Annotated in this window: 24 protein-coding genes, 1 other RNA gene and 1 pseudogene; 16 read left to right on the top strand and 10 right to left on the bottom strand. The window is 66.7% G+C overall.

The features are described 5' to 3' along the window. Nucleotides 1-12 precede the first annotated feature (12 nt). A complete protein-coding gene (locus BN976_RS28690; protein WP_036376795.1) occupies nt 13-1,221 on the bottom strand; it encodes a PPE domain-containing protein in 1,209 nt (402 codons plus the stop codon). Nucleotides 1,222-1,369: 148 nt separating this feature from the next. After that, the gene (locus tag BN976_RS28685) at nt 1,370-2,881 is read right to left on the bottom strand and encodes a hypothetical protein (protein WP_051558614.1); all 1,512 of its coding nucleotides are present in this window, start codon (nt 2,879-2,881) and stop codon (nt 1,370-1,372) included. Nucleotides 2,882-2,960: 79 nt separating this feature from the next. Here BN976_RS28685 and BN976_RS28680 point away from each other — a divergent pair, with 79 nt between their 5' ends. From BN976_RS28680 to BN976_RS28655, 6 genes are all read left to right on the top strand, one after another. Next, the gene (locus BN976_RS28680; protein WP_051558613.1) at nt 2,961-3,350 is read left to right on the top strand and encodes a hypothetical protein; all 390 of its coding nucleotides are present in this window, start codon (nt 2,961-2,963) and stop codon (nt 3,348-3,350) included. Between the two features lie 545 nt (nt 3,351-3,895). Continuing rightward, complete coding sequence (locus tag BN976_RS28675) at nt 3,896-5,998, top strand: hypothetical protein (protein WP_051558612.1); 2,103 nt, start codon at nt 3,896-3,898, stop codon at nt 5,996-5,998. Nucleotides 5,999-6,020: 22 nt separating this feature from the next. Beyond that, the gene (locus tag BN976_RS28670; RefSeq protein ID WP_036376376.1) at nt 6,021-7,049 is read left to right on the top strand and encodes a transglycosylase SLT domain-containing protein; all 1,029 of its coding nucleotides are present in this window, start codon (nt 6,021-6,023) and stop codon (nt 7,047-7,049) included. 165 nt (nt 7,050-7,214) lie between these two features. After that, entirely contained in the window at nt 7,215-10,391 is a 3,177-nt protein-coding gene (locus BN976_RS28665) for a bifunctional DNA primase/polymerase (RefSeq protein WP_051558611.1), read from the top strand. Between the two features lie 92 nt (nt 10,392-10,483). After that, nucleotides 10,484-10,693, top strand: a complete 210-nt coding sequence (locus BN976_RS28660; protein WP_036376784.1) for a hypothetical protein — start codon at nt 10,484-10,486, stop codon at nt 10,691-10,693. A gap of 37 nt (nt 10,694-10,730) precedes the next feature. After that, on the top strand, nt 10,731-11,054 hold the full coding sequence (locus tag BN976_RS28655) for a hypothetical protein (RefSeq protein ID WP_145977990.1): 324 nt from the start codon (nt 10,731-10,733) through the stop codon (nt 11,052-11,054). Nucleotides 11,055-11,107: 53 nt separating this feature from the next. Here the strand turns inward: BN976_RS28655 and BN976_RS28650 are convergent, their stop codons facing one another. Together BN976_RS28650 and BN976_RS33915 are read right to left on the bottom strand one after the other, a co-directional pair. Next, nucleotides 11,108-11,338: a hypothetical protein gene (locus BN976_RS28650; RefSeq protein ID WP_036376369.1), complete on the bottom strand. Its 231-nt coding sequence runs from the start codon at nt 11,336-11,338 to the stop codon at nt 11,108-11,110. Continuing rightward, nucleotides 11,335-11,490 carry a hypothetical protein gene (locus tag BN976_RS33915; RefSeq protein WP_158498050.1) on the bottom strand — a complete coding sequence of 52 codons (156 nt, stop codon included), beginning with the start codon at nt 11,488-11,490 and terminating at the stop codon, nt 11,335-11,337. The genes BN976_RS28650 and BN976_RS33915 overlap by 4 nt, the downstream gene beginning before the upstream one ends. A gap of 220 nt (nt 11,491-11,710) precedes the next feature. On the opposite strand from BN976_RS33915, the gene ssrA reads away from it, so the two are divergent. Next, nucleotides 11,711-12,110: a transfer-messenger RNA gene (ssrA, locus tag BN976_RS33020) on the top strand. Nucleotides 12,111-12,138: 28 nt separating this feature from the next. On the opposite strand, the gene BN976_RS28645 is transcribed toward ssrA, so the two are convergent. Both BN976_RS28645 and BN976_RS28640 read right to left on the bottom strand, forming a co-directional pair. After that, on the bottom strand, nt 12,139-13,023 hold the full coding sequence (locus BN976_RS28645; protein ID WP_051558609.1) for a hypothetical protein: 885 nt from the start codon (nt 13,021-13,023) through the stop codon (nt 12,139-12,141). Nucleotides 13,024-13,184: 161 nt separating this feature from the next. Next, nucleotides 13,185-13,640, bottom strand: coding sequence for a hypothetical protein (locus BN976_RS28640; protein ID WP_145977989.1), 456 nt, complete (start codon nt 13,638-13,640; stop codon nt 13,185-13,187). A gap of 70 nt (nt 13,641-13,710) precedes the next feature. On the opposite strand from BN976_RS28640, the gene BN976_RS28635 reads away from it, so the two are divergent. The 7 genes from BN976_RS28635 (at nt 13,711) to BN976_RS28610 (ending at nt 20,884) form a co-directional block, all read left to right on the top strand. Further along, complete coding sequence (locus tag BN976_RS28635; protein WP_051558607.1) at nt 13,711-14,328, top strand: hypothetical protein; 618 nt, start codon at nt 13,711-13,713, stop codon at nt 14,326-14,328. Further along, complete coding sequence (locus tag BN976_RS28630) at nt 14,325-14,597, top strand: hypothetical protein (RefSeq protein ID WP_036376366.1); 273 nt, start codon at nt 14,325-14,327, stop codon at nt 14,595-14,597. The genes BN976_RS28635 and BN976_RS28630 overlap by 4 nt, the downstream gene beginning before the upstream one ends. 181 nt (nt 14,598-14,778) lie before the next feature. After that, on the top strand, nt 14,779-14,907 hold the full coding sequence (locus tag BN976_RS34650) for a hypothetical protein (protein ID WP_268748879.1): 129 nt from the start codon (nt 14,779-14,781) through the stop codon (nt 14,905-14,907). 46 nt (nt 14,908-14,953) lie between these two features. Further along, the gene (locus BN976_RS28625) at nt 14,954-16,426 is read left to right on the top strand and encodes a site-specific integrase (RefSeq protein ID WP_145977988.1); all 1,473 of its coding nucleotides are present in this window, start codon (nt 14,954-14,956) and stop codon (nt 16,424-16,426) included. 53 nt (nt 16,427-16,479) lie between these two features. After that, nucleotides 16,480-18,282, top strand: coding sequence for a hypothetical protein (locus tag BN976_RS28620; protein ID WP_051558606.1), 1,803 nt, complete (start codon nt 16,480-16,482; stop codon nt 18,280-18,282). Nucleotides 18,283-18,341: 59 nt separating this feature from the next. Continuing rightward, nucleotides 18,342-20,444, top strand: coding sequence for a site-specific integrase (locus BN976_RS34115; RefSeq protein WP_199559027.1), 2,103 nt, complete (start codon nt 18,342-18,344; stop codon nt 20,442-20,444). Beyond that, on the top strand, nt 20,441-20,884 hold the full coding sequence (locus tag BN976_RS28610; RefSeq protein ID WP_051558605.1) for a hypothetical protein: 444 nt from the start codon (nt 20,441-20,443) through the stop codon (nt 20,882-20,884). The genes BN976_RS34115 and BN976_RS28610 overlap by 4 nt, the downstream gene beginning before the upstream one ends. A gap of 87 nt (nt 20,885-20,971) precedes the next feature. Here BN976_RS28610 and BN976_RS33015 read toward each other — a convergent pair whose 3' ends face one another. The 4 genes and pseudogenes from BN976_RS33015 to BN976_RS34730 form a co-directional block, all read right to left on the bottom strand. Beyond that, nucleotides 20,972-21,316 (bottom strand): cupin domain-containing protein, encoded by a 345-nt coding sequence (locus tag BN976_RS33015; RefSeq protein ID WP_084182417.1) that lies wholly within the window; start codon nt 21,314-21,316, stop codon nt 20,972-20,974. Between the two features lie 19 nt (nt 21,317-21,335). Next, nucleotides 21,336-21,761: a hypothetical protein gene (locus tag BN976_RS28600; protein ID WP_036376360.1), complete on the bottom strand. Its 426-nt coding sequence runs from the start codon at nt 21,759-21,761 to the stop codon at nt 21,336-21,338. Continuing rightward, a complete protein-coding gene (locus BN976_RS34530; RefSeq protein ID WP_322787926.1) occupies nt 21,758-22,315 on the bottom strand; it encodes a helix-turn-helix transcriptional regulator in 558 nt (185 codons plus the stop codon). Before BN976_RS34530 ends, BN976_RS28600 begins: the two co-directional genes overlap by 4 nt. Next, nucleotides 22,307-22,435, bottom strand: a pseudogene (locus BN976_RS34730) (ferredoxin family protein); the annotation flags it as partial. The gene BN976_RS34530 and the pseudogene BN976_RS34730, both read right to left, overlap by 9 nt. Before the next feature lie 125 nt (nt 22,436-22,560). Between BN976_RS34730 and BN976_RS28590 the strand changes: the two are divergent. After that, a complete protein-coding gene (locus tag BN976_RS28590; RefSeq protein WP_036376357.1) occupies nt 22,561-23,802 on the top strand; it encodes a globin domain-containing protein in 1,242 nt (413 codons plus the stop codon). Nucleotides 23,803-23,868: 66 nt separating this feature from the next. After that, on the top strand, nt 23,869-24,234 hold the full coding sequence (locus tag BN976_RS28585) for a WGR domain-containing protein (protein ID WP_268748878.1): 366 nt from the start codon (nt 23,869-23,871) through the stop codon (nt 24,232-24,234). Nucleotides 24,235-24,300 lie beyond the last annotated feature (66 nt).

Genomic DNA, 24,300 nt, shown 5'->3' with positions numbered 1-24,300 from the left:
TCCAGACAGGTCTCAGGTGAACAGGTCGCGCTCGTTGCGGTCTGCGCCGCGGCGGGTCTGCTCCTCGCGGTGACCGTAGGTCAGCACCGAAGCGGTGGCATCGCTGGCCCGTCGGCTCTGACCACCCATGCCGTGACCGGCAGCACCAGGCGGCACGCCCCCGCCGCCGCCCATCGGAGCCGCCGTGGCGCCGGCAAGGCGCTCCTGTACCGGGCCAGTGGCGATCCCCGACAGCAGCGAGACTCGCTGGTTACCGCCTCCGGAGCTGGTCATCTTGGACATGTTCGCCGGCGCTGCACCGCCGAGGCCGCCGCCGGCGCCCAGACCTGCACCGCCGAGCGGCAATCCGCCACCGCTGCCGGGTGCTGTCGGTGCGAAGGACGGTCCAGTCGACCCTCCGCCGAGCAGATCCCCGAGCTGTGAAGAGCCGCCGAACATCGACATCGGTGCGCTCATGAACTGCGACAGTGACTGCATCGGGTTGCCCATCCCGGACCCGGCGCTCTGCAGGGCCTGCATCGGAGCCTGGAACATCTGCCCGAACTGCCCCATCATCGAGCCCATGTCGCCGGAGGCGGAGCCCTGGGAGGTGGCTTGCGACGCCGTTTGTGACGCGCCCTGGGCCGCCTGGTTGGCCATCTGCGCGGCCTGTCCGGTTGCCTGGGCCGCATCACCGGCGCTCTTGGCGGCGTTGGCCAGAGGCGGGGGCGGCGGGATCGGCACCGGAAGTGTTGCCGCGGTGATCACTTGGCCGTAGGTGGTGCCGATCGCGGCGTTCTCCGCTGTGTAGAACCCGTATTCGGCGTTGAGCGCCGCGATCAGCGGGGTGTTCTGTCCGAAGATGTTGCTGGCCTCGGCGGCGGCCTCACGCACGCGGTTGTTGATCGACTGCATCGACGGGATCATCGCCGAACGGGCCATCCCGTAGCTCTCGGCGACCACCGCTGCGATCGCGGCTTGCTTGAACGCGATACCGGCCATGCCTGCCAGCCAGGACAGGAACGGCGGGGTCGCCGCCGAGTGGATCATCGACCGGGCACCGCTCATGGTCGTCGTCGACGCGGCCATCTGCGCCCCGGTGATGCCGGCGGCCGCCAGCGCAGCCGATGCCAGGCCCATCCACGCAGTCGAAGCTGCGGCCCATGTCGCGGACGTAGACCCCGATTCCAACATCGTGGCGTTCATCTCCGGGGTTGATCCGCCCCACGGGTGGTTGGTCATCATGCCTCCGCAATGTCGCTCGGCGCCCGACAGCTGCGGACGCGCAACACCCATGATGGCGGAGCTGATGGCCGTCCCGCATCTCCGACGCGATCAGCGATGCATACAACCAGTGCATGTGCACCGGCCGAGCAGGAGCCTGTTCGTGTCAGGCGACGCAGAAGTTGGAAGCCTGCACCGGCAGCGTCGCGGGTACGGCCGGCGCCGGTGTGCGCACCTGGTCGAGGTAGAGGGTGCAGTGCGCGCGGCTGGTATCCGCGCCGAGCACCGCCATACGTGTTCCGGTGCCGAGGAACACGCCCACGCCGTCGGCGCTGTTGACGGCGATCCCGCAGTGCACGCGGGCACGCACCGTCAGGCGCGCGGTGTCACCGCTGACAATGTCGCGATCGGCCCAGGCCAGCAGCGGCCCAGCCAGTTCGACCTCCTGGCCCGCGTTCAGACGAGCCACCATCTCTGTCACGTCCTCCCAGTCCGGAACGCTCAGGTTGGCAGTGACTTCAACAGGCGCCGGCAGCATCTGCGGACGCACGGCAGACAGCAGCGTCAACTCCTCGCTGTGGATCTCGGCCAGGTCAGTGGCACCGTCGATGACGGTGTCCTCGGGAAGCGGAGCACCATCGTCGACCTGGCGCATCGCTGCCAGCAGATCCACCCGCATCCGGGAGTTCAGGCCACGCATGTGGGGTTCACCGGCAGCCCGGGCCGGGCGGAACCGCAGCATGGCGCCTCCCGGATCGCCGGGATCCGAGGCGGCGACCCGGGCGATGGATCGTGCTGCCGGGCTGACCAGAAACCGCCGCACCGGGATACCGACGCCGAGCAGCAGATCTTCGTTGTTCTCCCCGCGCAGTTGGCGCGACATCGAACCGACCCAACTGCGCACGGCGTCTTCGCACATCCACAAGCAGTCGCGCACCACGGCCTTGGGCCATCGGCCGCGGCTGGCAGTCACGGTCACCGGGGCGGCCAGCCGCGCCGACCACTGCGTCGGCAACACCGACGGGCCGGCATCGACAACGGTGGTGGCCATGCGGCCCTCGATCGCCACCAGGGACGTGGCATGCAGCCACGCGGCGTCCGCCGACTCCGAGGACGCTGCGTGGTTGGGCAGCAGGCGCACCGCGTCACTGATCTGTGCGCCGCGGCCGAACAGCTCGGCGGCAGGGACGCTGGCAATGTCGGTGGGCACCGCCAGGTAGTTGGCGGTCACCTCGAGCTGGGCGCACACCTGTTCCAGGAATCGAACCTGCAGGCGACCTACCAGTGCCGCGGCCGGCAGCCACGTGTGGTGATCGCGGCCCAGCGTTGATGCCAGCGCGGTCGAGTCGCCGTCTGCGTCGGCGACCAGCGCCAGCGCCAGGTAGTAGGCGTCCAGTGTGACCTGCTCGATGGAACCGCGTCGACGACGCCGGCGTCCGGCGCCCGCGGTGGAAGGACGTGACATCAATGCCTGCCGCAGTGCCGCCGCGGCAGAAAGGTGCAAGAACCGCTCGCTGATATGGACGGCCTCTGTCGTGTCGACATCGGCGCGTTCGGGGTCCACCCCGTTCATCACCGCGGCGATGGCGCGCTGTGCGGCGGTGAACCGCAGAGCGTTTCCGGACGGTGCCGTCGCGTCCTGCGCAACGGCCAACGATGCACGTGCCAGATGGGTCATGGCGGTCAGGTTAGGTGGGCTTGCCGATTCGTTGCGCCGCACGGGGTCGACACGCCGACCGCGCCATAGGCTGGGTGTCATGTCCATGATCGGCAACGCGTCCCGCGATACGCAGCTCTATGTGCACACGCTTGCCTCCGCGCTTGCATGTGCATCGAAGAACGAAGTGCCGATACTGGAGACCGACAACGGGCGTGAACCTTCGCCGGCTGCACAGCGTGCCCGTGTCCTGAGCCGTCTCGATGCGGTGTTGGTCGACCTGGATCGGGTGCTGCGCGCCAAGAAGATCGCCCCCACTGGTGTTCCCCGAGCCACCCTCGGCCGACGCCTGGCCAGCAATGGCGAGGTGTATGACGCCGTGAAGCGCACCTACACGCCCGGACCCGGATTCAACGCCCTTGCCGCGGGGCTGATCTCAGAAGCACTTGTCGACGCCGGGAATGTCACTCAGAACGGAGCACTCGCATGACCAATCCCTCCCCCACTGAGCCCATCCCTGCCCCTGAGCACAGCGCGGCGGCTGGCGGGGACGCCCCGCGATGGACCTCGCCACCAGATGCGCCCTGGCATTCGCCGCCGAACCCGCCGACGGCAGCGGCGGATACCCCACCGACAACACCCACGGGCCCTGACGCGCCGTCCCCCGGAAGCTCTTCGACGGGCGGCACCACCGATGCTCCCGCAGGACAGGGACCGGCCGCAGATGCGCCGCACACCCAATCCAGCGGCGGTGCGCCAGCAGACGCCCCCGCATCCACTGGCTCCGGCGCCGATACCCCCGCCACCAACAGCGCGCCAGCAGACACCCCCGCATCCAGCGGCTCCGGCGCCGATACCCCCGCCACCAACAGCGCGCCAGCAGACACCCCCGCATCCAGCGGTGCCGATACCCCGGCGGGGACGAACCCGCAGGCAGACACACGTGCACCCGCAGGAAGTAGCGCACCGGCCGATGCACAACCCCACCCGGGGACGCCGGCTGATCCGAACAAACCCTCTCTGGCAAGCCGCGGCTTGAACGCTGCCGGACTGCCGCCCGACCAGTTGAAGAACCTGTCGAGCCACCCCGTCAAAGGGATCCCCGGCCTGCTCAAGTCCCAGTGGGACACTGGCTCACGCCTGACCAGCGGGTTGGCGGGCGCAGCCAATCTCTCACCGAAGCTGGTCTCCGCGGCCCGATTCGTCCCGTTGCTCGGCTCGGCTGCCGCGATCGGCATGGCCGCCTTCGATTTCAGATCCGGCGACTACATCGGCGGGACGCTCAACGCGATCGGCGCGATCCCCGGACCGGTCGGCTGGGTTTCTCTCGGCGCTGGGTTCCTGTGGGACGCCTTCGGCGACGAGAGCATCGAGATGTGGGCCAAGCCCGATGGCACAGTGACTTTCATGCTGCCCGGAGCCGGGCAGGACATCAGCGGTGTCGTCGAGACAGATGTCGCATTGACCGCCGCTCAGCGTGATCTCTACAGCTTCCAGGACGGGCCCACAGGCACCGTCTGGAACTCCAACCCTCCGAACCCTCTGGCGCTCAACACCCCCGCAGTCGCCGAGGCGGCCCGGACATGGCTGACCGGTCTGTCCGAGCTGTTCAGCAAGGTCGAGACGGCGATGCAGTCCAGCGGTGAACCGTACTTCGAGCAGTATCGGGCCCGCCTGGCTCCGCATCTGGCAACCATGGCCGATCTGACTCCGGCCTGTCAGGCGTTGATCACTCAGCTCGGCGAGGTGGACGGCGCGACAGCCGCGGCCTACAGCGCAGTGCTCGAAGCGAACCGCAATCTGCGCGTCCAGCTCTCCGAGGACGGCGAGCTGACCGATGCAGGACCGGCTACCGCACTGACCTCCACGTTGGCCGCCGCCGCTACGGCGATCACCGCGGCCAACGGCCGTATCGCCGGCGCTTTCCCCGCCGCGTCACCGGCGCTGACACCCAGCGCCGGGGCACGCGCCGACAAGTCGCTGACAACGCCTGCGCCCGCGCCGGCCACGCTCGCGCCGGCGGCCGGTCCCGGTGCGGGCACACCGGCCAAACCCGCCGAGACTGCGAAGAAGCCCACCGACGACCTGTCCAAGCTGCTGAACTCGCTCGGTCAGCAGAAGCCGCTCGGCGGCGGCAGCCCACTGGGCAGCGGTGGCAATCCGCTCGGCGGGATGGGCGGTGGATCACCGCTCGGTGGCGGCAATCCGATGGGCAATGGTCAGGGTCGCAAGCTCGACGGTGGTGAGGGTCGCAAGCTGGACGACAAGGCCGACCGCAAGCTCGACGACAAGGAACGGAAGCCGCTGGAGGAGAAAGCCGATCGCAAGCTGTCCACCGCCGGGGGCCCTGCCAACTCGACAGCTGCGACACCGGCCCCGGCGGGCACTGCGGTCGGCACACCGGCGGTGAAACCGGAAGCCGCAGCGGGCAAAGCGGGCGAGCCCAAACCGAACACGGAGGCCAACGTGAAGGGCGAAAGGGTCGATTTCAAAGATCCGAAGCTGGCCAAGATGGCGCAGCTGCTGGCCTCCGCGTCACCGCAGCAGCCGATGTCGCTGTCGGACGCAGCGGCGGCCAGTGGTCTCACCCCGCCGGTCCCCGGCCAGGACCCGGGGCGGCAGGTGCAGCCGGTCGACGCCAAGCCCGGCAACATCCTGGTCGCCGACGGCAAGCAGTTCATGCTGCTCGGGGACGGCCGCTTCTACGATCTGCAGGACTTCAAAACTGTAGGTGCGAGCGAGCTTCCGCAGGACGCGGGATCGCGTGGCGGGTACTTCTCGCTGAACGACCCCGGCGACCCCAGCGGTGGCGGTGCTCCGGTGTCACCGCCCGCGGGCGGGGTGCCCCACGATGTTCCGGGCGGACAGCCGCCGGCCGCCACGGTGGACGCTTCGCCTACCGGTGCGGGGGCGCCGGATCCGGTCGACAACCCCGAAGCACAGTCCGCACCGCCAGCAGGCGGCGGTGTGCCTCCTGCGGTCCCGCCCACCGGAGGTGTTCCCTCCGGCGGCACACCGGGCGTGCCAGCTGCGGGCAATGGCAACGGTCCGGCCAATGCAGGTGCGACGGCCACCGGAAATGGGATACCGGAGCCCTCCTCGCGCACCACCGCATTGGACCCGAGCGCCGTGAAATGAGAACTAGCACAGGAGCACAGCGGTGACCGGCTCAATCAGCAGCGACTACGGTGCCGTCACCGACGGTGTCACACGGGCCGCCGGCGGGCTGCCCCCGTCCGCCGGCGGTGCACCAGCGCCCGGCGCTGATCCCCGGTTGACCGCGGCGGTCGATGACACGGCGTCGCAGAACAAACGCGGTCGTGACGACGTGGAAGGACGCGGGGAGAAGACCGGCCGCTACACCCGGGATCTGGAGGGCATTCAGGAGCGCGGCGGCCGCGGGATGCGTGGGGCCGGTGACGGTCCGGGCTCCGGGTCGGGCGCTGCTGCCCGGGGCGGAGCCGGCGGCGGGTCTTCTCAGATGCCGCAGATGCCACAGGTTCCCCAGCAGACAGCTGCGGCGCCACAACCGCAGATGTCGGCACCGTCCCCCCAGATGTCGGCACCGCAGATGCCGGCACCGTCTGGTGTGTCCAACATCGACCCGAAAGTGCTTGCCGCCCTGGTTACCGCAGTGCAGCAACAGCAGGCGGCCTCCGGGGAAACCCCAGGTCTGGGACGTGACCCCAACCGGGTGACCGAGGGTGCGACCACACCGCAGGCCCGCGATCCACTCGATGTGTCACAGGTGTCGCTGGACAAGCACCCGGGCGGCACCCTGTCCCAGGATGAAGTGGCCGACGTCATCGACCAGGCGCTCACCATCAACGGCATCCCGAACGACCCTGCGCTGCGGGATCAGTGGCAGGAGCTGTACCAGCACATGGCACAGAACGAGTCGGGCAACAACGCGAACGCTTTGAACATGTGGGATTCCAATGCCACCGGCGCGATGATGGAGGACGGCGGACGCGCCAACTCCAGTCGCGGTATCTGGCAATGCATTCCGTCGACGTTCGCGGCCTACCACATGGGCGGAACGTCGACGTCGATCTACGACCCGCTGGCCAGCGCCGCGGCGTCGATCAACTATGTGATGGAGACCTACAACGTGTCACCGACCGGTGACGGGCTGACCAGGTTCATGTCCCGACAGGGTGTGGGTGGCGGTGGGTACCAGGGTTACTGACCGCTGCGGACTGCCGGCGAGCGTTCTGGCGCACTGATTGTTCTAGGGTGCGTCCCCCGCCGGCGCACGGCCGCAGTACCGCAGCCGGTAACCTGAACGACACGCCGAAGCGGCCAGCCGCAGCCGCCGCGGTGAAAATCGGCAGCCGGACCTAGCGTGCACCGCATGCCGCGCTCCGACGACGATCACGTTCCTGCACCGGCGGCAGGTGCCCCCGCTGCGGGGCCTGCTTCGATCAGCGAATACGACCGCTACTTGCTGCAGCGGATGGCGGCACTGCACGCCCACCTCATGCTGCTCAAGCCGCGGGTGAAGGCACCATCGAAGACGGGTTGGCCGTTGGCTCCGGCAGTCACGCTGGAGGAAGCAGAGCAGCACATCGCCGCGGGCGGCAACATCGGAGTCAATCTGCGCCTGTCCAACATGGTGGTTCTCGACGCGGAGAACACCGCCGCCACCCTGGCCCTCATCGAGGCCGGATTCACCCCCACTGTCATCCCTGCCAAGGCGCAGATGGAGCAGCCGGTCAATCCGGCCGACGATAAGCGCGGCGGATGCCATGTGTGGCTGCGGATTCCAGCCGGGATCGACGCCACTGCCCTGCCGCAGGACCGGTTGGCGATCTACCTGCCCGGGGGCGGCAAGATCGACATCCTCGCCGGTGTCCGGTTCACGGTGGCACCGCCGTCGACGATCACCGACGCCCCGGGGAAAGCGTATGCGGCCGGCAAAGACGGTCCCCTGGACTCGAAAGTTCAGTGCGACATCGACGAAGCGCCGATGTGGTTGTTCGACCGCACCGCGGCGATTCCTGCTGCGCTGGCGCCTCTGCAGGGCATCCTGATCCCTGATCCGCCGCGGGTGCGGGTGGCGCGTGACGCGCGCAGTGCCGAACTTTCAGCCGAGATCGATGCGGTGAGCTGGGATGACTGGCTGGCCGGTGACCCGCGCCTGCACCCCACCCATCTGCGCGACGGCTGCGGCTGCCAGATCTGGTATTGGCAGGGCGCCAGCAACGAGAAGTCGGCGACGCTGCATGAGGGCTGCGCCGAGGTCGGCAACGGTGCCCACATCTGGTCGGGCACGATGATGCGCGACCTGAACCTCGACCGCGGTCATTCCTCGCGGCTGGACCTGGCAGCAGCGCTGCGCGGGCAGAGCCGCCGTGAGGTCGCCGCATCGGTGGGCATCTCGATCGGCGCGGAGCCCCAGGAACTGGGAGTCATCACCCCCGAGACCTACGCTCGCCTCGCTGATACCGCCGAACGGCTGGGCAACATCGCCGAGGCCGCGATGTACCGCGGCGTGGCAGAGCGCATGCAGCGCTTCATCGACCGCACCCAGTTGGCCGGGCGTCTTCTGAGCGGTGAGCCCCAGATCGGCAACACCGTGGCCGGTGCTATCAACCCCACGCCCGGACAGCTCCCGCGGATGACGCCGGTCACTCCTGCGGAAGCCGCCGTAGAGTCCGCCGCCGGCACGGACGCCGCTGGGCCGCAACCTGGTTCACCGTCGCCCTACACCGGCAAGGTGAAGGTGATCAACAATGTCACCATCCGCGCGTTCCCGGGGGTGGCCTTCGACGAGGTGCCCCGGCCCCGTGAGAACGAACTGCACGAGTATCCGCATCCGGCGCCCCCGGAAGAGTTCACACCGGTCAACGGGGCACGCACCACCATGCTCGAGGTGCTGCCCCCTCTGGCCAACCGGAAAACCCACACCTGGGTGCACCATGAGTGGATCTTCTCGGCGACGCCGGGCCTGAGTCACGTCGCAGCTGCCGCAGACTCGCGGGGGCTGTCGCGGTGGGGGCTGCTGGCCGCGCTGCTACCGCGTGTGGCCGCGCTGATCCCGCCCACGGTCAGGTTGACGCCGGCAAACCGTGCCATTCCGGACGACACCGGCCCCACGTCGGCGGGCACGTCCATCAACGTGTACTCGGTGCTTGTCGGTCCGCCCAGCTCGGGAAAGTCCGACACCATGAGTGCAGCTGCTGCGCTCATCGACGACGTCACCACGGTTCCTCCCGGTACCGGGGAGGGCGTGTTGAAGAAATTCCCCCGTGGCGGGGACAGCGAGGACGAGGGAACGTCTGCGGCTGTGCCGCCCGCCAATGCTTCTACCGCAGTTCCGGTCTCGGCGTCGGCCCCGGCCGTAGGCAGTGTCAGCAACGGCAACGTCGGAAACCGCTGCCCCAGCGCGGTGCTGGTGGAATCGGACGAGATCGACGTGTTCACGTCAGAGATGCTGCGTCAGGGGTCCAAGACGCTGGGCCTTTACCGCTCGATGTGGATGGGCGGTGAGGTCGGCAACACCACCTCCGACCGCGAACGTCACAGCTTCGTCGGCGCGCACACCTATCGTCTGGGCATCCTGCTCGGCGCTCAGCCCGAGACCGCGGCGCGACTGTTCGACGAGACCGGCAAAGGTACCCCGCAGCGATTCATGTGGTTGCCGGCGCACCAGACGGTATCGCGGGGCGACCAGTACCCGAGCAAGCTGGCCACCGAGCCGGTCTACTGGTTCGGGGACCGGCCGTCGATGCTGCCTGACACTGTTGGTCCGCAGCAGCCGGTGTGGGTGCGTCCGCCGGACGCGGCGATCAAGTACATGGATCTCGACCGTGCCCGTGCGGCGACGGCGAACCCGTTCGATCCGGCGGGCCTTTACCGCGAGTCAAATCGCGACCGGAATCGGTTCTTGGAGGAGGGTTCTGATAGCGAAGACCCCGATCACCTCTACGCTGAGACCGACCGTGGGCGCGGGGCCAACAGTGCCGACGCGATCGCCAACCGGCACGCGGTGCTCCAGCAGCTCAAGGTCGGCGTCCTGCTGGCCGCGCTGGACGGGCTGGCGCAGCCGCAGGACGCGCACTGGCACGCCGCGGGGGCCATCATGGCGGTGCGGCGCGGGTCGATCGAAGAGCTGGTCGAGCTGACTGCTCTGCAGCGTGAGCAGGCACTGCGTGAGCGCGCCGGGGAGATGGGCCAGGTCTCGGTGGAAGCCAAGGCCTATGGCGACACGTACTCGGCGCGGCGGGTGAACAACGCAGTCGCGCACGCCACTGACCTGGCCATGACGCTGGCTGAGCAGAATCAGCCGATCACACGCTCTGCGCTGCTCAAGTCGTTCGAACGCGACGATGCCGAGAGCTACGCTGCGTTTGCCATGGATGCGTTGCGGCAGATGACTTCTCGCGGCGTGCTGGTCCCGTACGGCGACGGCGACACCTACGTCTACAACGTCCTGGGCAGTGCAGTGGGGCAGCCGGCAGAGACGGCGCAGGTACATGTTCTCCGCCCCCAGACTGCACCGCCGATCATCAACAGCGTGGGCGGCTGACACATGAAATCGCCCCGCGCACACCACAGCAATACACGTACATCTGGGACGGCGCACATGTCCAAACTGTGTGAGATTTCGCCATGTCTCAGATGACTCTCGCCGAATTGGCCACGGCGGCCGCACAATTTGCGGGACTGGACACCGAGCAGGTTTTCAGCGATCTCGCTGCTGGCCGATTCGTCAGCGGATACGACATCATGGCTGCCATTTCACAGGTCAGCGGCACACATCCGCACCTGGCCGACAAGCTAGCGGTGTTCAAAAAGCAGGTGTCGGGCTTCCACACCTTCTGGACGTGAGGGGTACCCAGTGGCGTTATTCAGTGTTCCTGTAACGGTGCACCGCTATGTGCGGGCTCAAGGGATCGACGACGCACACCGGCACGCGCAGATGGGCAGTCAGGTCTCAGTGGACGCCTGCATCGACTCACGCGTTCACGCGCAGTACGTGAGCACCCGGGTTGTGCAGTATCACCACACTGGCGCCGGCGGGGATCTCTGGCGGGTGTCGCTGAACCTTCGAGCGGTCGTCGATGCGGTCGACGCTCGCGATGCGCGTGAAACTGCCTACGGCCTGGTGGCATTGGACGGGCGTGCGGACGCTTTCGAGCCCGAGCTGTGCGTCGGCGACGTGATGCGCGAGCTGTCCCGGGCGAGCTGATGGCGCGAGGTAACCGGCCCCTGCGACTACGCCTGCAGGGGGTGCGGTTCCGGTCAGTATCTGCTCAGCAGGATCAACTTGTAGGTCGGGTCCAATCCGTTGCCGACCTGGAATCCGCGCCCGAGGTCGCCGTTGTAGGCTGACCGCACACGGCCGCTGTCACGCTCAGCGTCGCGTGTGGCCTCTTCCAGCGCGGCGTCGGCCTCAGCGGCGCTGACGTCGCGGCTGCGGACCGATGATCCGCCGAACTCTCCGAACGTGTAGATCGCCAGCGACAACATCATGGCGCCACAGCTGCGATCGCGTAGCCGCCGTAGCGGGTGGCATAGTCGATGCTCTGGCCCTGATTACGGAGCAGCCACACCTCGGCGTCGCCTTCCGAATCCAGCACAGGAGAGACGGGTTCGCCGTCTCGGGTCACCTGGCACTGCGTCATCATTCACCTTTCGCCACTGGCACAGTCGCGCCGTCAGCCAGGATGCCCGCCTGCGATGCTCAGATGGTGGTGGGGCGCGCACCGGCGCGGGTGTCACGTCCCTGCGCATTGAGCTCACCCGGTCCTGCTCGCCGGTCACTCCGCTGCGCTGGACTTGTCGGAGCGTGCGGGTAGGGTCTTGATCCAGGTACTGACCGGACGATCCGGGCAGTGCCGCCAAGGGCCTGACAGGTTTCGATTGGCTGATAGGACAACTGAACAGCGGGCAGGTGTTGGGCACAGTGGCTACCTTGAGTGAACGTGCCGACCAATTAAGCGCCGACGACAACGACGCACTGGTCACCGAGGCCGAGATCAGCGAGATCGAAGCCTTCGCCAACTCCGCTCTCGTAGCGGTGTGACCTGTCGGGGACAAGCCAGCTGCCGCGCAGCGTCTCCGACATCATCTCTAGCGGCAGCGCCCCCGCCGACTGATCAGTGAGCGGTATACAAGTGCACAGATCGAACGAAGCCAGAAGGGCGTTCCTCCCCTCGCTGGCGGGGCCACAAGAGGAACTACGCCCGTAGAACCCAGTTCGACAGACGCCAAGACCCCGGTTCGATCCCGGGCAGGTCCACCAGATGCGAGAGCCCGTAGCCGGCAACGGTTTACGGGCTCTCGCTCTGTGAGATACCCGCGGCGTTGGCGCTCCCATCGGTCCAGACTGGGTGACCGCTTTCAGGGATCTGCTCACCGACGCTGGGCACCGGCTTCGCTGATCCCGTCGACGGCGCCGGTAACGCCACCCTCGCTGCATCGGCATCTTCGTCTGTCACGCACCCGGACACCAGCTCCACGGCGAGCACCTGCCGGAACTGCGAGGTCGGGTCGGACAGGCGGCCTGCCATCATTCCCGCCTGTGTCAGGGCCGCCGCTGTCAGCCGATAGCCCTCGATCGGCGCGCCGACGGTGTTGAGCGCCTGCGCCTGGACCAGCACCGCGTCCGCGGTCTCCGCATCACCGAGTAGTCCGGCCGCCGCGTAGGCGGCGGTGAACGTCGGCCAGTCCCCCAACCCCGCCATCCGGTACAGGAACCAGACGTTGGCGGTCAGCGCACTCGTGCCCGGCGGTACCGGATCCACCAGCAGCGCGGCATCGGCCGTGCTGAGCCCTCCGCCCGAGTCCACCGCGACCGGTGCAAGCGGCGCGATTTCGGCCGGACCAGGTGGAACCGCAGCTGAACTGCCGTCGTGCGGTGCCGGCAGCGCCGGGAAGCGCGCGGCTGAGCGGGTGCAGCGCACGGGACCGTCGACAGCCGCGGCGGCGAGTTGTTCGGCGGCATCGTTTCCCGTCCCGCCGCCGAACACCGCCGCGGTCTGGTCGAGAACCGCGGCCGACACGGCGGCGGGAACTGTCGCAGGTGCGGTGACGATCGCGGCGGTGACGGCGATGCCCAGCGGAACAACCACCGCTGCCGATGCAGCGACGAGAACCACCGCGACGCGTCGGTAGCCGATGCGGTGCAGGATCCGTTCCCCGGCGGGGGTCACCACTGCGGACAGCCCGCGCCGCGCGGCACTACCGGCCAGCGTTGCCGCACGTGGACGGGTAGTGGGCGCCGATCTCCCCCCGCTGACCAGTTCGGCTACCGACGGCGATTCCGGGCGGGTCAGTGCCGCCCAGCCACTGGGGCGAAATCTGTTGACCGACACGGTTACGCACCTGCCTGGCCGGCAGTCGGAGATGCCGCCGCGTCCGGCACTGGCGCGGCGCTGGGCGCAGCTGCGGGTGGCGGTGGCGGTGGTGGCGGTGGTGCGCCCGCGGCGGCCGGCCCGCTGTCACGTCCCGGCGCGGTCGAGTTGGGCAGCGCACCGTGCTGCCACGGGTTGGCCTTCACCAGCCCGGCCAACCCGGCGAATGCCAGCGCGAACACCAGCAGCTGTGTCAGGGACTGGACCGAGATGTAAACGGTCGGATCGCTGCCTGGAATCGGCACAATGCGCAGTCCGCTGAACCACCCACGTTCGTACTCGGGCGTCACGAATCCGTTCAGGGTAAGAAACGATGCACCGCGGCCACGCGGGACCGCTGCTGCTATCACCAGAACCAGCAGAAGCTGCACGCCCATAGCGCCGAGCGCCAGGCGAGTCAGCAGCCGGGGGGTGTTCACATTCGCCACGGTAGACACCCGTCGCGCCGCGCGTGGTGACGCGGCGCGCCGGTCCTCTAGCCTGCGCGCCATGAAGACACCCAAGATCACCACCAAGCACACTCTGCTGGCGGCGTCGCTGCTGTCGATCGCGCTGGCGGTGCCGGTCGCGGTCGCCGGTGCGCAGCCCACCCCCGAGCCGGCAGCCGAGCAGGGCACCGACGCGGCACGGCCGACCCCTGCCACGCTCACCGTGACCGCTACCGTGGCCCCCGGCCAGTGCCAGCCCCATTCCGGCGGTCCGGCAGCCGTCCCGGTCACCGACACCGCCCGGGAGGCTCCCGCGCCAGGCGCCGCGCCGGCCCAGCCCGTCGAGCACGTCGAAGGCTCACCCGCGCCGAATGCGACCGGAGCGGGCACCAGCCGCTTCGACCCCTACACCTGCGCACCGGTTCCCCCGCAGGCCGCCGACGCCGACGCTTCGGATGCGCCGTCGGCCTCAGCGCTGCAGGGCGCTCCCACCGCGGTCATCCCCAGCTACACCCCGACGCTGAATCCCTACCCGGGCAGCAGTGGCGGTATCAGCACCGGCGGAGCGGCGGAGTCCTCGGACCCGCTCAGCGCCCCGACCACCACGGCGACGATCCCGCCCGCCGCGGATTCCGGTGTACCGACCACCACCACGGCAGTCATCGTTCCGGTCCGGTGAGCACTCCGCCGCTGCAGGAGGCACTGCTGGCTGCGCACGCATTGGAAACAGCGTGGGGCGAGGCCGCATTCACCGCCGCTGAAGCGGTCGGGCTGTGGATCGACGATTTAGACGATCCACATGTCGCTGTGGCGGTTCACGGCGGGCAGATCGTCTATATCGGCATCAGTGATGGGATGCTGCGCGGGCCGATCGATCAGCTGCAGGACACGCTCAACGCGTGCATCTTCAACGCATTCGGTATGTGGCGTGCGCAGCGTGCCGGGTAACGCACAGTAGACCGTCCCGAAACCGCACATCCTCCGCGGCATCTCCGTTGCGGAGGATGTGCGGTTTCGGGGCTCGGCACCACGAACGGCGCCACCCGATTCCCGGCGGTTGGTGTTCTGTCGGATTCATGCGTTATTCTCTAAAATAGAGAATGCAAGTGACCGTCGACCAAGGGGAATCATGACCATCACCGCTGGACCCAGGACCGCGAGCCTCTATTTCACCAACGGCTCCAGCGATAAGGAGTATCACGCACGCCTGGAGACCAGCGGCGACGGATATGTCGTCAACTTCGCCTACGTTCTTTAGCGTGTCGTCCTGTTGTTGATGACATGTTTGTAGTTAACTTCCGGGCGTGCGAACAGCGCTTTTGCCGGGTCAGTGGCTGGTTTTCGGCTACGAACCGCACCTTGTGCGGGATATTGCTGTCGATGACGAACTGTTGGTCGCAAATCGAGACCGTCTTGCGTTGCTCGCTGAAGGTGGGAGCTGTATCGGCAGACCGTTTCTGATCGGTCCCGACGGCCGGGCTGATGCCCGGGTGAACGGCTTTTTTAGTTCGCCACGAATGCGTTCGAGGTCGCCCTTGACGTGGGCGAAGTACGCCCAGTCGCTGTCAATGTGGTTCAACTTCCTTCACGTGTTGGGGCGGTCCTGGGATGAGGCGACCGTTGATGATGCGGAGAGTTTCAAGGAGTGGCGGATCACCGATTCGCGGAATCCGTCACGGGTCGAGCCGAGCACTTTCGTGGCTAATCTGGCCGCATTGAGGAGCTTCTATCGGTGGGCCGCGCCCCGGTTCGGTGTTGTTGATCCCGTTGCTGGTGAGGACGATTTCGATTTGGCCCCGCGGGGCGCGCGGCGGAACCGCGTCAAGTGGTTGGATCCGGCCGGCTATCGCCGGTGGCGGGATCTGGGGCTCGGGGGAATGAGCATTGACGGCCGGCCGGATCCAGCTTTTCGTGGGCGGAATGAGCAGCGTGATTGCGCGTTCGCCGACGGGCTGTATGGAAGCGGTCTGCGGCTCAGTGAGTGGGCGAGCGTGGTGCTGCCCGAATTGTCCGGCGACGATCCCGGGCGCGGGTACTCGACGTGCCGCCTTGCGGATGCGTGCGCCAAGGGTGGTTATGGGCACGTCTATTGGCTTCCTCGTCACGCTCTCGTCGATGTTTTGAACTATGTCGAGGGTGCGAGAGCCCGGATCGTTCGTGCGGCCCAACGCGCAGGACGCTACGACGTGGTCGATGAGAAAGGCTTCGTGCTGCACTCGACGGATCGTGATGTCGTCCTGCGTCATTCCGACGGGACTCAGCGCAAGGTATCGCTGAACACGCTGAATCCTGCGCAGCGCCGGGCGCTTTATCGGATGACCAAGCAAGGCCCCGAGCCGCTGGCGTTGTGGCTCAACGAGGACGGTCAACCTCGTCTACCGCACAGCTGGGAACACACCTTTCAGGGCGCGAATAAGCGCATCGCGAAACTCGGGCTCACGAATTTCACGGCCACACCTCACATGTTGCGCCACAGCTGTGCACTGCGCTGGTTCGCCATCGGTCGGCTGGCCTATGAGAAGCGCTTCGCTCATCTCACCGAGGAGGAGACGAAAGACTTCCGGCAACAGTTCGGCGACACCTGGGACTTAGTCGCGGCTTATCTCGGTCACCGCAACCCCGAAACCACCAAACGGATTTATCTGGAGCCCTTCCGTGCGTTGGATGTTGAAATTCTGCTGCAGCACGTGCAGGACTCGGCGGTGCAGACCTTCCTCGCTGATTACTTGGCGGATCACCCGTTGGTGCGGACCGACCCGTTACGGCGCAACCCGTGAGGCGGCCGTCAAATGGGCGCAGGGCCGCCCTGCCGGCTGCGGGCTACCGTCCGGTGGAGCGCAAGCAGGGCAATGAAGGGCTCGTGGTGCGTTTCGTGCCCGAGAACCCGCGCGAGCAGCCCGTCGATTTCGACTTCGCGGGTTGGCCCGTTAGCCGGCAACTCCAAGCGGCTTTCGCCGATGCGTTCAGCGCCCGGACCCGCGGCGGCAGCCGTGTCCGGGCGCTCGAGTCCGCGAAGACGCTCCACCAAGGTATCCGGTCGTTCGGCAAATATCTGGGGACACTTGAGTCCCCGCCCGTCAAGCCACCCCAGTTGACGCGCGCCCACTTGGACGGCTGGTACCTAGCGCGCACTCAAGGCTCCACCGAACTGAGGGGACTGAAGTCCGTGTTGCGCCATGTCGAGGGCCTCGACACGGACTTCCGCGACGCCGTCAACGAGGCCAGCCCGCCTCGGAATACGGGGACGCTCAGCAGTTACAGCAGCGAGGAGAACCGGCGGATCCTTCAGGCGGCACGATCCGACGTGCGAGCCGCGGCGGTGCGCATCCGCGCCGGCAGGGAGCTGCTCGCGGACTGGCGGCGCGGGGATCTTCTGCACCAACCCGAGGAGACCCAACAGCGCGGGGAGCTGTTGGACCACATTGACCGCCACGACGATGTCCCGCGCTACGCGTCCAAAGCGAGTCCGGGAGATCCCCACGCGGGTCTGCCCAAGAAATGGGTCGCGCGGCTGGGGCCTGTGCCTGATCACTTTGCAAGCCTGCACCTCACCGGGTTCGATGTCGGGGCGTTCGCGGTTCTGCTGGTGGGCCTGACGGGACAGAATCCGACCACGATCGCTAAGGCGACCGTCGAACACCACCGCCCAGATGGCCATGCCGGTGGCCCGCCGTCGGCCGCGATCAGACTGGACAAACCCCGCCGTGGATCCCGTCGGTACATGGACGTAGCGCTGACTTCGGTTCCGCCGTGGGCAAGACACGGAATGCCCGCCGGTGACACCGCGTCCCGTCCAGGGGACACCCTGGACTTGCACACCCCCTTCGGTGTGTACATATTGCTGCTGGAGTTGGCGGCACCCGCCCGAGGCAGGCTCGACACCGACGTCATCTTCGCTTGGTGGTCGCCCAAGGGAGGCAAGGGCGCTGGCCGCGGCTACCGCAATCGCCTTGACCACTTCCAGATTCGGGACTGGTCCTCGAAGCTAAGGAATCTTGACGTCGCTGGTGCGATCACCCTTACGCGGCTGAGGTTGACGTTCAACGAACTGCAACAGCGGCCAGTGGCCCATACCGAAACCACCTTGGCCAACGAGTATTTGGTCCGCGACCGCGGCAACCTCGCTGAATACCAGAAGGTCGTCGCGACAACGTTGGCCGAGCAGATCAAGAAGGCAGACACCCGGGCCAGGATGCAGACCCTGTCCGCGGCGGATGTCGCCGAGGCGCGGACTAACCCGACGGCCGTGGCGACCCGCTTCGGGATGGACACCCAAACCCTCGAGCGGCTCATCGCTGGTGAGTTGAACACCGTGCTGGGGGCGTGTGTCGATGACGCCGAGGGCGAGCAGGTGTGCACAGCCTCGCTCATGCTGTGCCTGCGATGCCCCTGTGCGCGAGCGACCCCGGCGCATCTTCCCCTTCAGGTTGCCGTCCACGACGCCCTGCTCACCCGTAAGGCCGCCGTTACACCGCTGCGGTGGGCAACACGCTTCGCCGAATCCCTTTACCGGCTTGCAGATCTGCTGGACCGTGCCGGTGAAACAGCGGTCGCCGACGCCCGCGCGGCAGTCACCGACACCGATGCTGAACTCGTCCGGCACTTCCTCGAACGTGACCTGGACATCGCATGACCAACCCTGAAGCAATCTTCGCCGGTGCCCCCATCCCGAATCCGCTCCCGGACACCCCAGTGCTGCTCGACCGCACCATCAATCCAGAGGCCAATCCCGCTACCTGTTCGGTCTATAACGAGGATCGGTGGAACCTCACCCCCGGGGTGTTCGAATCTCACGTAGAGGGGTTCGGCCTGAATTTCACGGCGGTGCCGCCGGAGTACAGGGCCGCCCTCAAACGCTATTTCTGGTGTCTGATCAACATCGACGCGCCGCGACGGCAACGCGGGGGAACTGTCCGCCGGTTAGCCCTTCGCTCGATTGAGGACGCGTTTGGGGATTTGGGGGCTTTTGTCCGGTGGCTGCACACCAACGGTATCCAGGGATTCGGCGACGTGCGCGACGAGGACCTGGAGCGCTACCTCAGTGACGTGCTCGCCGCCAATGTCGGCGAGCGTACGAAACGGGACTTGCTGGGGGAGGTTGTGCGTTTCTGGGGCTATCGGATGATCCTTCCCGAGGACATCCGACTGCCGGCATCCCCGTCATGGGACGGGGCGGACCTCCGTGATCTGCTGGGCAACCCGGCCACGCCGGGGGTGAATCGGACACCACGCATCAACACCGACACCATTGATTCGCTCCTGATGTGGGCGCTGCGATTCGTCAACGACTTCTCCCGCGACATCACCGCCGCCTTCCACGACCATCTCGCCTTGTGGCGATACGGCGACGTTCGCGACGCGACGCTGCGGAAACAATTCCCGCGTCAAACCCTCACGACCGCGGCGGCGCAGGAGTACCTGGACCGGCTACGGCGCAGCGGCGGCACTCTACCGGGGCGCCGCACCGAAGACGGGAATCTCGAAATCGACTACCCACACCTGGTTCGGGTCCTCCAGACGCGCACGCAAACGTTTTATCGCGACTGTTTCGGTATCCGTGAGACGATCGAGCGCTCTGGGATTGCGGTCAGCGACCATGTGCCCGTCGGTGCACCGATCACCGGAGGCATCGACGGTGTCCCGTGGCGTCACAATCAGATCGGGTATTCAGAAGCGCGGCACATGGCCGTGCTGTTGCGGACCGCCTGCTTCATCGTCATCGCCTATCTGTCGGGCATGCGCCCCGGTGAGGTGTTGAACCTCCAGGGGGGATGCGCATCCCGCGACCTCAAAACTGGGATCTGGATGATGGAGGGCCGCAAGTTCAAGGGAGCCGTCGACGGCAAGAGGGAGAAGATCCCCCAAGGGGAGATCCGCGCGGACCCCTGGGTCGTTGTCGAAGAGACAGCGCGCGCGGTCGAAGTCCTCGAGCACCTCCACGAGCAACCACTGCTATTCCCCAACCAGCTCAATCCCTCCGCCACCTACGGACATCCAGGAATCCGCCCCGGCAGAGGTCGCACGAGCACGCGGATGGGGGACGATATCGCGGCATTCGTGGACTGGGTGAACGCCTACGCCCGCGAAAACGGCCGCGACGGCGACGTCATCCCGCCGGATCCTGAGGGCGCGATCAGCCCGTCGCGGTTTCGCCGCACACTCGCCTGGCACATCGTCCGCAAACCCCGAGGCTTGATCGCAGGGGCAATCCAATACGGGCATGTCCACGTTCAAATGACCCTCGGCTACAGCGGCAGCTACCAGTCCGGGTTCCCTGACGAGAAAGCCTTCGAGGACTGGCTGTACCGACTCGAGCTGTTGAGCGACGACTACGACGAATTGCGGTCCGGGGAGCATGTCAGTGGACCCGCCGCCCCGGTCTACCGCAGCAGGGTCGAAGGCGCCCACCACAAGTTCAGCGGCCGTGTCCTCAAGAACACCCAGCAGGCCAAAGACATGCTGACGAATCCCCTCCTGCAGGTCTTCCCAGGCCGGGCGATGACGTGCGTGTTCGACCCGGACAAAGCGCTTTGCCAGATTCGAACAAGCGAGGGGGACAAGACCGCCACCCCTGATCAGACCGACTGCCGGCCCAACTGCCGCAACAAGGCGTACACCGACCGCGACATAGCGGCGCTGCGTCACGAAGTCGCCGAACTGCAAACCGCACAGAGAACATCTCTGGCGCCCAGCCCCCGTCATCAGCGGCTGAACGCCACGATCGAACGCCTTCAACGGATCATCGACACCCACGAGGGCGACGAACGTGAAACCGCCGATCAGGAGACACCGTGAACAGGACCGCGACCACAAGCTGGCGAACCGAAGAAGCCGATCCGCAACGCGTGGGCATCCTGGCGGCCGCCGACCGGATGCTCAGCGGGAAGCCCCAGCGCTGCAGCGGCAACCTGTCGGTGTCGCAACTCGCGGTCGAAGCCGACGTCAAGTACTGGGTCATTGCCCAGAAGCACACTGACCTTCGGGACCACTTCCAGCGGCTCGCGGTCGCGGCTCGGCGGGCAGCCCACGCGCATGATGACGACAACGACCCGATCGTGAAGCTGCGGCAAAAAAACGCCGAACTCACCGACCACTGCCAATCGCTGGAACGGCTCGTCCAGCAGTACGCCGTCATCATCAACGAACTGACCCTGGAAAACGAACAACTGCTCAAAGCTGGCAGCCCCGACATCAACGTTGCCTCCATGCACAGCCGGCGAACTGTTAACCGGTGACTCTCTGTGGCCGCCCCGCGGCCGACAACGCCTTGAACGTCGGCATCAGGCAGGTATCCAAATCTGCGAGCCGTCGGTGCAGCGGACTCAGTGACGCGGAAACTGCTGCGCAACGACAGTAAGTAGGACCACCGAGTCGTCGATCGCCGTGAGTGAATGCCGCTCGGGCGGGATGATGAGGTAATCACCGGTCTTCCCATCCCACACAGTGGATTTGCCGTGCAGACGGACGTGGCCGTGCAGCACTTGCAGAGTCGCCTCTCCCGGGCTGTCGTGTTCACCCAACTCATGTCCGGCGATCAGCGCCAGTACCGTCTGGCGCAGGTCATGATCGTGGCCGCCGTGAATTGTGTGTGCTGCCCGGCCACTATGAGCCTGGCGCGCCTCGGTCAACTTCTCCTCGACCATGTTGATTAGAGAGATGGGTTGCACCTGTTTGTTCCTTTCCTATTCAGTTGGTAAGCAGGAGAAATCCGCCCATGGCCAAGGCAACCAGCTTGGTCACTTCGAGCGCAACGTAGGCGTAGTGGGCGCGCGAGCGAGGGGCATTCTGACCGGCCAACACCGCATCGGAGCGGCGCTTCAACCGCGGCCGCACGCCCAGCAATTGGACGAGCAGCCCGACGACGACAATCGCAAACGCCACGATGAAGCCGACAGGCGGATGGCCCGCCACCAGGGCGATGAGGATGCCTACGGCCAGCAGCGCTTCGACAGTGTTAAGCGCACGGAAAACCAGGCGGCCAATGCCAACTCCGATCTGGAGGGTTACCCCGGGAGCTCGGAACTTCAGCGGCGCCTCCAGGAACGAAATGGCGAGCACCAGGCCAAGCCAGACGAAGGTCAGAGCGGCGGCAATCGCCGCACCGAGGCTCACGATGCGGCCGCGGTCGGTGCAAGGTGGACCAGGCACAGGTCCGGTTCGACGAACGCATCCAGCCGGTCAACCGTGACGGGCGACCGCCACGCTTCCAACGCCCCCTGCATGAGCCCCAGGTGAATCGGGCAGACGACGGCGGACCTCCCCTCAGCGAGTTCGAGGAACGGGCAATGGCGCAGTCCGACTTGTGCTTCGCCGTCCGATTCCCGCCGCTGCGGGGCAAACCCGAGCTCGCCGAGCAGGCCGACCAGCCGATTGATCGACTCCTGCACGCCCGGCGCCTTGCGCGTCGGGCGGATCATCCCGCGTGCCCACGCCCGGCCGGCCGTAAGGGCCTTGGCGCTGGCGTTGCGGTCGCCGGAAAAGCCCAAGGTGAGAATCTCGGCGAGCAGGCGGTAGCGCCGAGTACCGCCGGGGTCCATCCCACGGACGGCTCGGAACATCAGCGGCGGACGGCCTGGTCCGTTGTGGCCCGGTTCGACGCGCTCGACCCTGCCGTCGGTTACCAAGGTGCCCAGATGGAACCGGACGGTATTGGGGTCGCAGTCCACGCATTCGTCGGGGTGGATGTACAACGCTCGCTCGCCTTCGTAGATGCAGTCGACGGGACACTCCTCGACGCACGACCGATCCATCACATCGACACATGGCTTCCCAATCACGTATGTCATGAACTTGAGTTTAGACAACGCGACTAGTAAAAATTAGAGGGTCGTGAAATGCCGGTCGCTCAAGCCATGGCCGTCAACCGCTCGCATAAGATGCAAATCCCTGGCCCCGTGAAACGAGTCCCCAAATGTTGTCCTCTGAGATGTTGTCACCCGAGTCCACCGCCGTAGTCAAGGCGACCGCCGGCGTCGTCGCCGAGAACTCCGTCGAGATCACCACACGGTTCTATCCGCATATGTTCGCGGCGCACCCCGAGTTGATGCGGGTGTTCAACAAGGCGAACCAGGCGATCGGTGAGCAACCGCAAGCGCTGGCCGCCAGCGTCGTCGCGTATGCGGTGAACCTCATCGACCCGGACGCGCCCGACTTCGGTCCGGTCATGCGCCGGATCGCCCACAAGCACGTGTCGCTGGGTATCAAGTCCTACGAGTATCCGATCGTCGGCCACCACCTCATGTGGGCCATCGGCGACGTCCTCGGCGACGCCGTCACCCCCGAGATCGCGGCCGCGTGGGACGAGGTCTACTGGCTCTTCGGCTGCCAACTCCTCGCCGAGGAGGCCCGCCTCTACGCGCTCGGGGGCACCGACCCCGAGCAGCCGTGGCGCAAGTACCGGGTCGTCGAGCGAATCGACGAGAGTCCGGAAATCTTCTCGCTCGTCCTCGCCCCGGTCGAGGGCAAGACCCCCGATCACCAGACCGGCCAGTATGTCGCGATCGCCGTCGACCTGCCGGGCGGTGAGCGACAGCCACGGCAGTACACGATCTCCTCCGGGCCGCAGGGCAACTCGTTTCGGGTGACCATCAAGCGCGTCCGCGGCGTCGGGGGCAACCCGGACGGCCAGGTCTCGAACTGGCTGGGCGACAACGCGAAACCCGGCGCGGTACTGGATGTCTCGCAGCCGTGCGGCGACCTGGTGCTCGACGAGTCCGACGGCCCGCTGGTGCTCGTCTCGGCGGGCATCGGGATCACCCCGATCGCGGCCATCGTCGAGGACCTGTCACGTCGCCAGCCCGACCGCCAAGTGCGGATCTTCCACGCCGACACCTCACATAGCAACCATGCGCTCTACGCCCATCTGCGTCGCCAGGTGCTCGCCATGGGCGACGCGAAGGCGCAGAACTGGTACGAGGAGGACGCCGAGTCCGCGCCCACGTTGCATCCCGCCCGCCCCGGGCGCATGGACCTATCGGACATTCAGATCCCCTCGGACGCGACGGTATTCATGTGCGGTCCGCTGCCGTTCATGCAGACGACCCGAAAGGCCCTGCTCGACAAGGGCATCTCCGCCGAGCGTATCCACTACGAAGTCTTCGGCCCCGACCTGTGGGCCCAGAACCCCGACAACGTGGAGAGCACCGGTAGCTGAAGTGGCTCTCTCTGCTGCGGCAAAGCAACTGCTCGCGGTTGAGATGGCACACCCCCGCTGACGGGCTTGATTTCCCACGTCCTGATTCCGTTTGCTGGCACTTGCATCAGCCAATGTCAGCATCAACAGTTCAAAACACGCTACAGAACCTACGGCCGCCGGGGCTCGGCTTTGACCACCGGCACGAAGACCACCGCGGCGGTGGACTACGCCAAGGCCACGGCGATCTTCGACAAGCTGGTCAAAGCCAAAGAGGCCAAGGGCTATACCCGCGGCGAGGACGGCACCCCCTATCAGAACAGCGCCAGCGACCGCCAGCCGTCGGGCCTGTTGCCCCAGCTGCTCAACGTCGCCGACCAGGCCGCTGCGAACGAAGCCATCAACAGTGACAGCTGGTGCCTGCAGGAGAAGTACGACGGCCGCCTTCACTGAACTTTGTCAAGGTAGCCCCCCGTCCTGGGGAGCTATACGTGCCAAACGAGAGCGCAGTGCACGCGG

This window comes from Mycolicibacterium austroafricanum (assembly GCF_000612725.1).
Lineage (GTDB): Bacteria > Actinomycetota > Actinomycetes > Mycobacteriales > Mycobacteriaceae > Mycobacterium > Mycobacterium austroafricanum.
The sequence above is the reverse complement of the archived record's forward strand: the minus strand, read 5'-3'. Positions and strand labels throughout refer to the sequence as shown.

What these genes read in the sequence shown, in the direction of transcription:
- BN976_RS28690 (WP_036376795.1), bottom strand. Translation starts at nt 1,221, where the DNA reads ATGACCAACCACCCGTGGGGCGGATCAACCCCGGAGATGAACGCCACG.
- BN976_RS28685 (WP_051558614.1), bottom strand. Translation starts at nt 2,881, where the DNA reads ATGACCCATCTGGCACGTGCATCGTTGGCCGTTGCGCAGGACGCGACG.
- BN976_RS28680 (WP_051558613.1), top strand. Translation starts at nt 2,961, where the DNA reads ATGTCCATGATCGGCAACGCGTCCCGCGATACGCAGCTCTATGTGCAC.
- BN976_RS28665 (WP_051558611.1), top strand. Translation starts at nt 7,215, where the DNA reads ATGCCGCGCTCCGACGACGATCACGTTCCTGCACCGGCGGCAGGTGCC.
- BN976_RS28660 (WP_036376784.1), top strand. Translation starts at nt 10,484, where the DNA reads ATGACTCTCGCCGAATTGGCCACGGCGGCCGCACAATTTGCGGGACTG.
- BN976_RS28650 (WP_036376369.1), bottom strand. Translation starts at nt 11,338, where the DNA reads ATGATGTTGTCGCTGGCGATCTACACGTTCGGAGAGTTCGGCGGATCA.
- BN976_RS33915 (WP_158498050.1), bottom strand. Translation starts at nt 11,490, where the DNA reads ATGACGCAGTGCCAGGTGACCCGAGACGGCGAACCCGTCTCTCCTGTG.
- BN976_RS28635 (WP_051558607.1), top strand. Translation starts at nt 13,711, where the DNA reads ATGAAGACACCCAAGATCACCACCAAGCACACTCTGCTGGCGGCGTCG.
- BN976_RS34650 (WP_268748879.1), top strand. Translation starts at nt 14,779, where the DNA reads ATGACCATCACCGCTGGACCCAGGACCGCGAGCCTCTATTTCACCAAC.
- BN976_RS28590 (WP_036376357.1), top strand. Translation starts at nt 22,561, where the DNA reads ATGTTGTCCTCTGAGATGTTGTCACCCGAGTCCACCGCCGTAGTCAAG.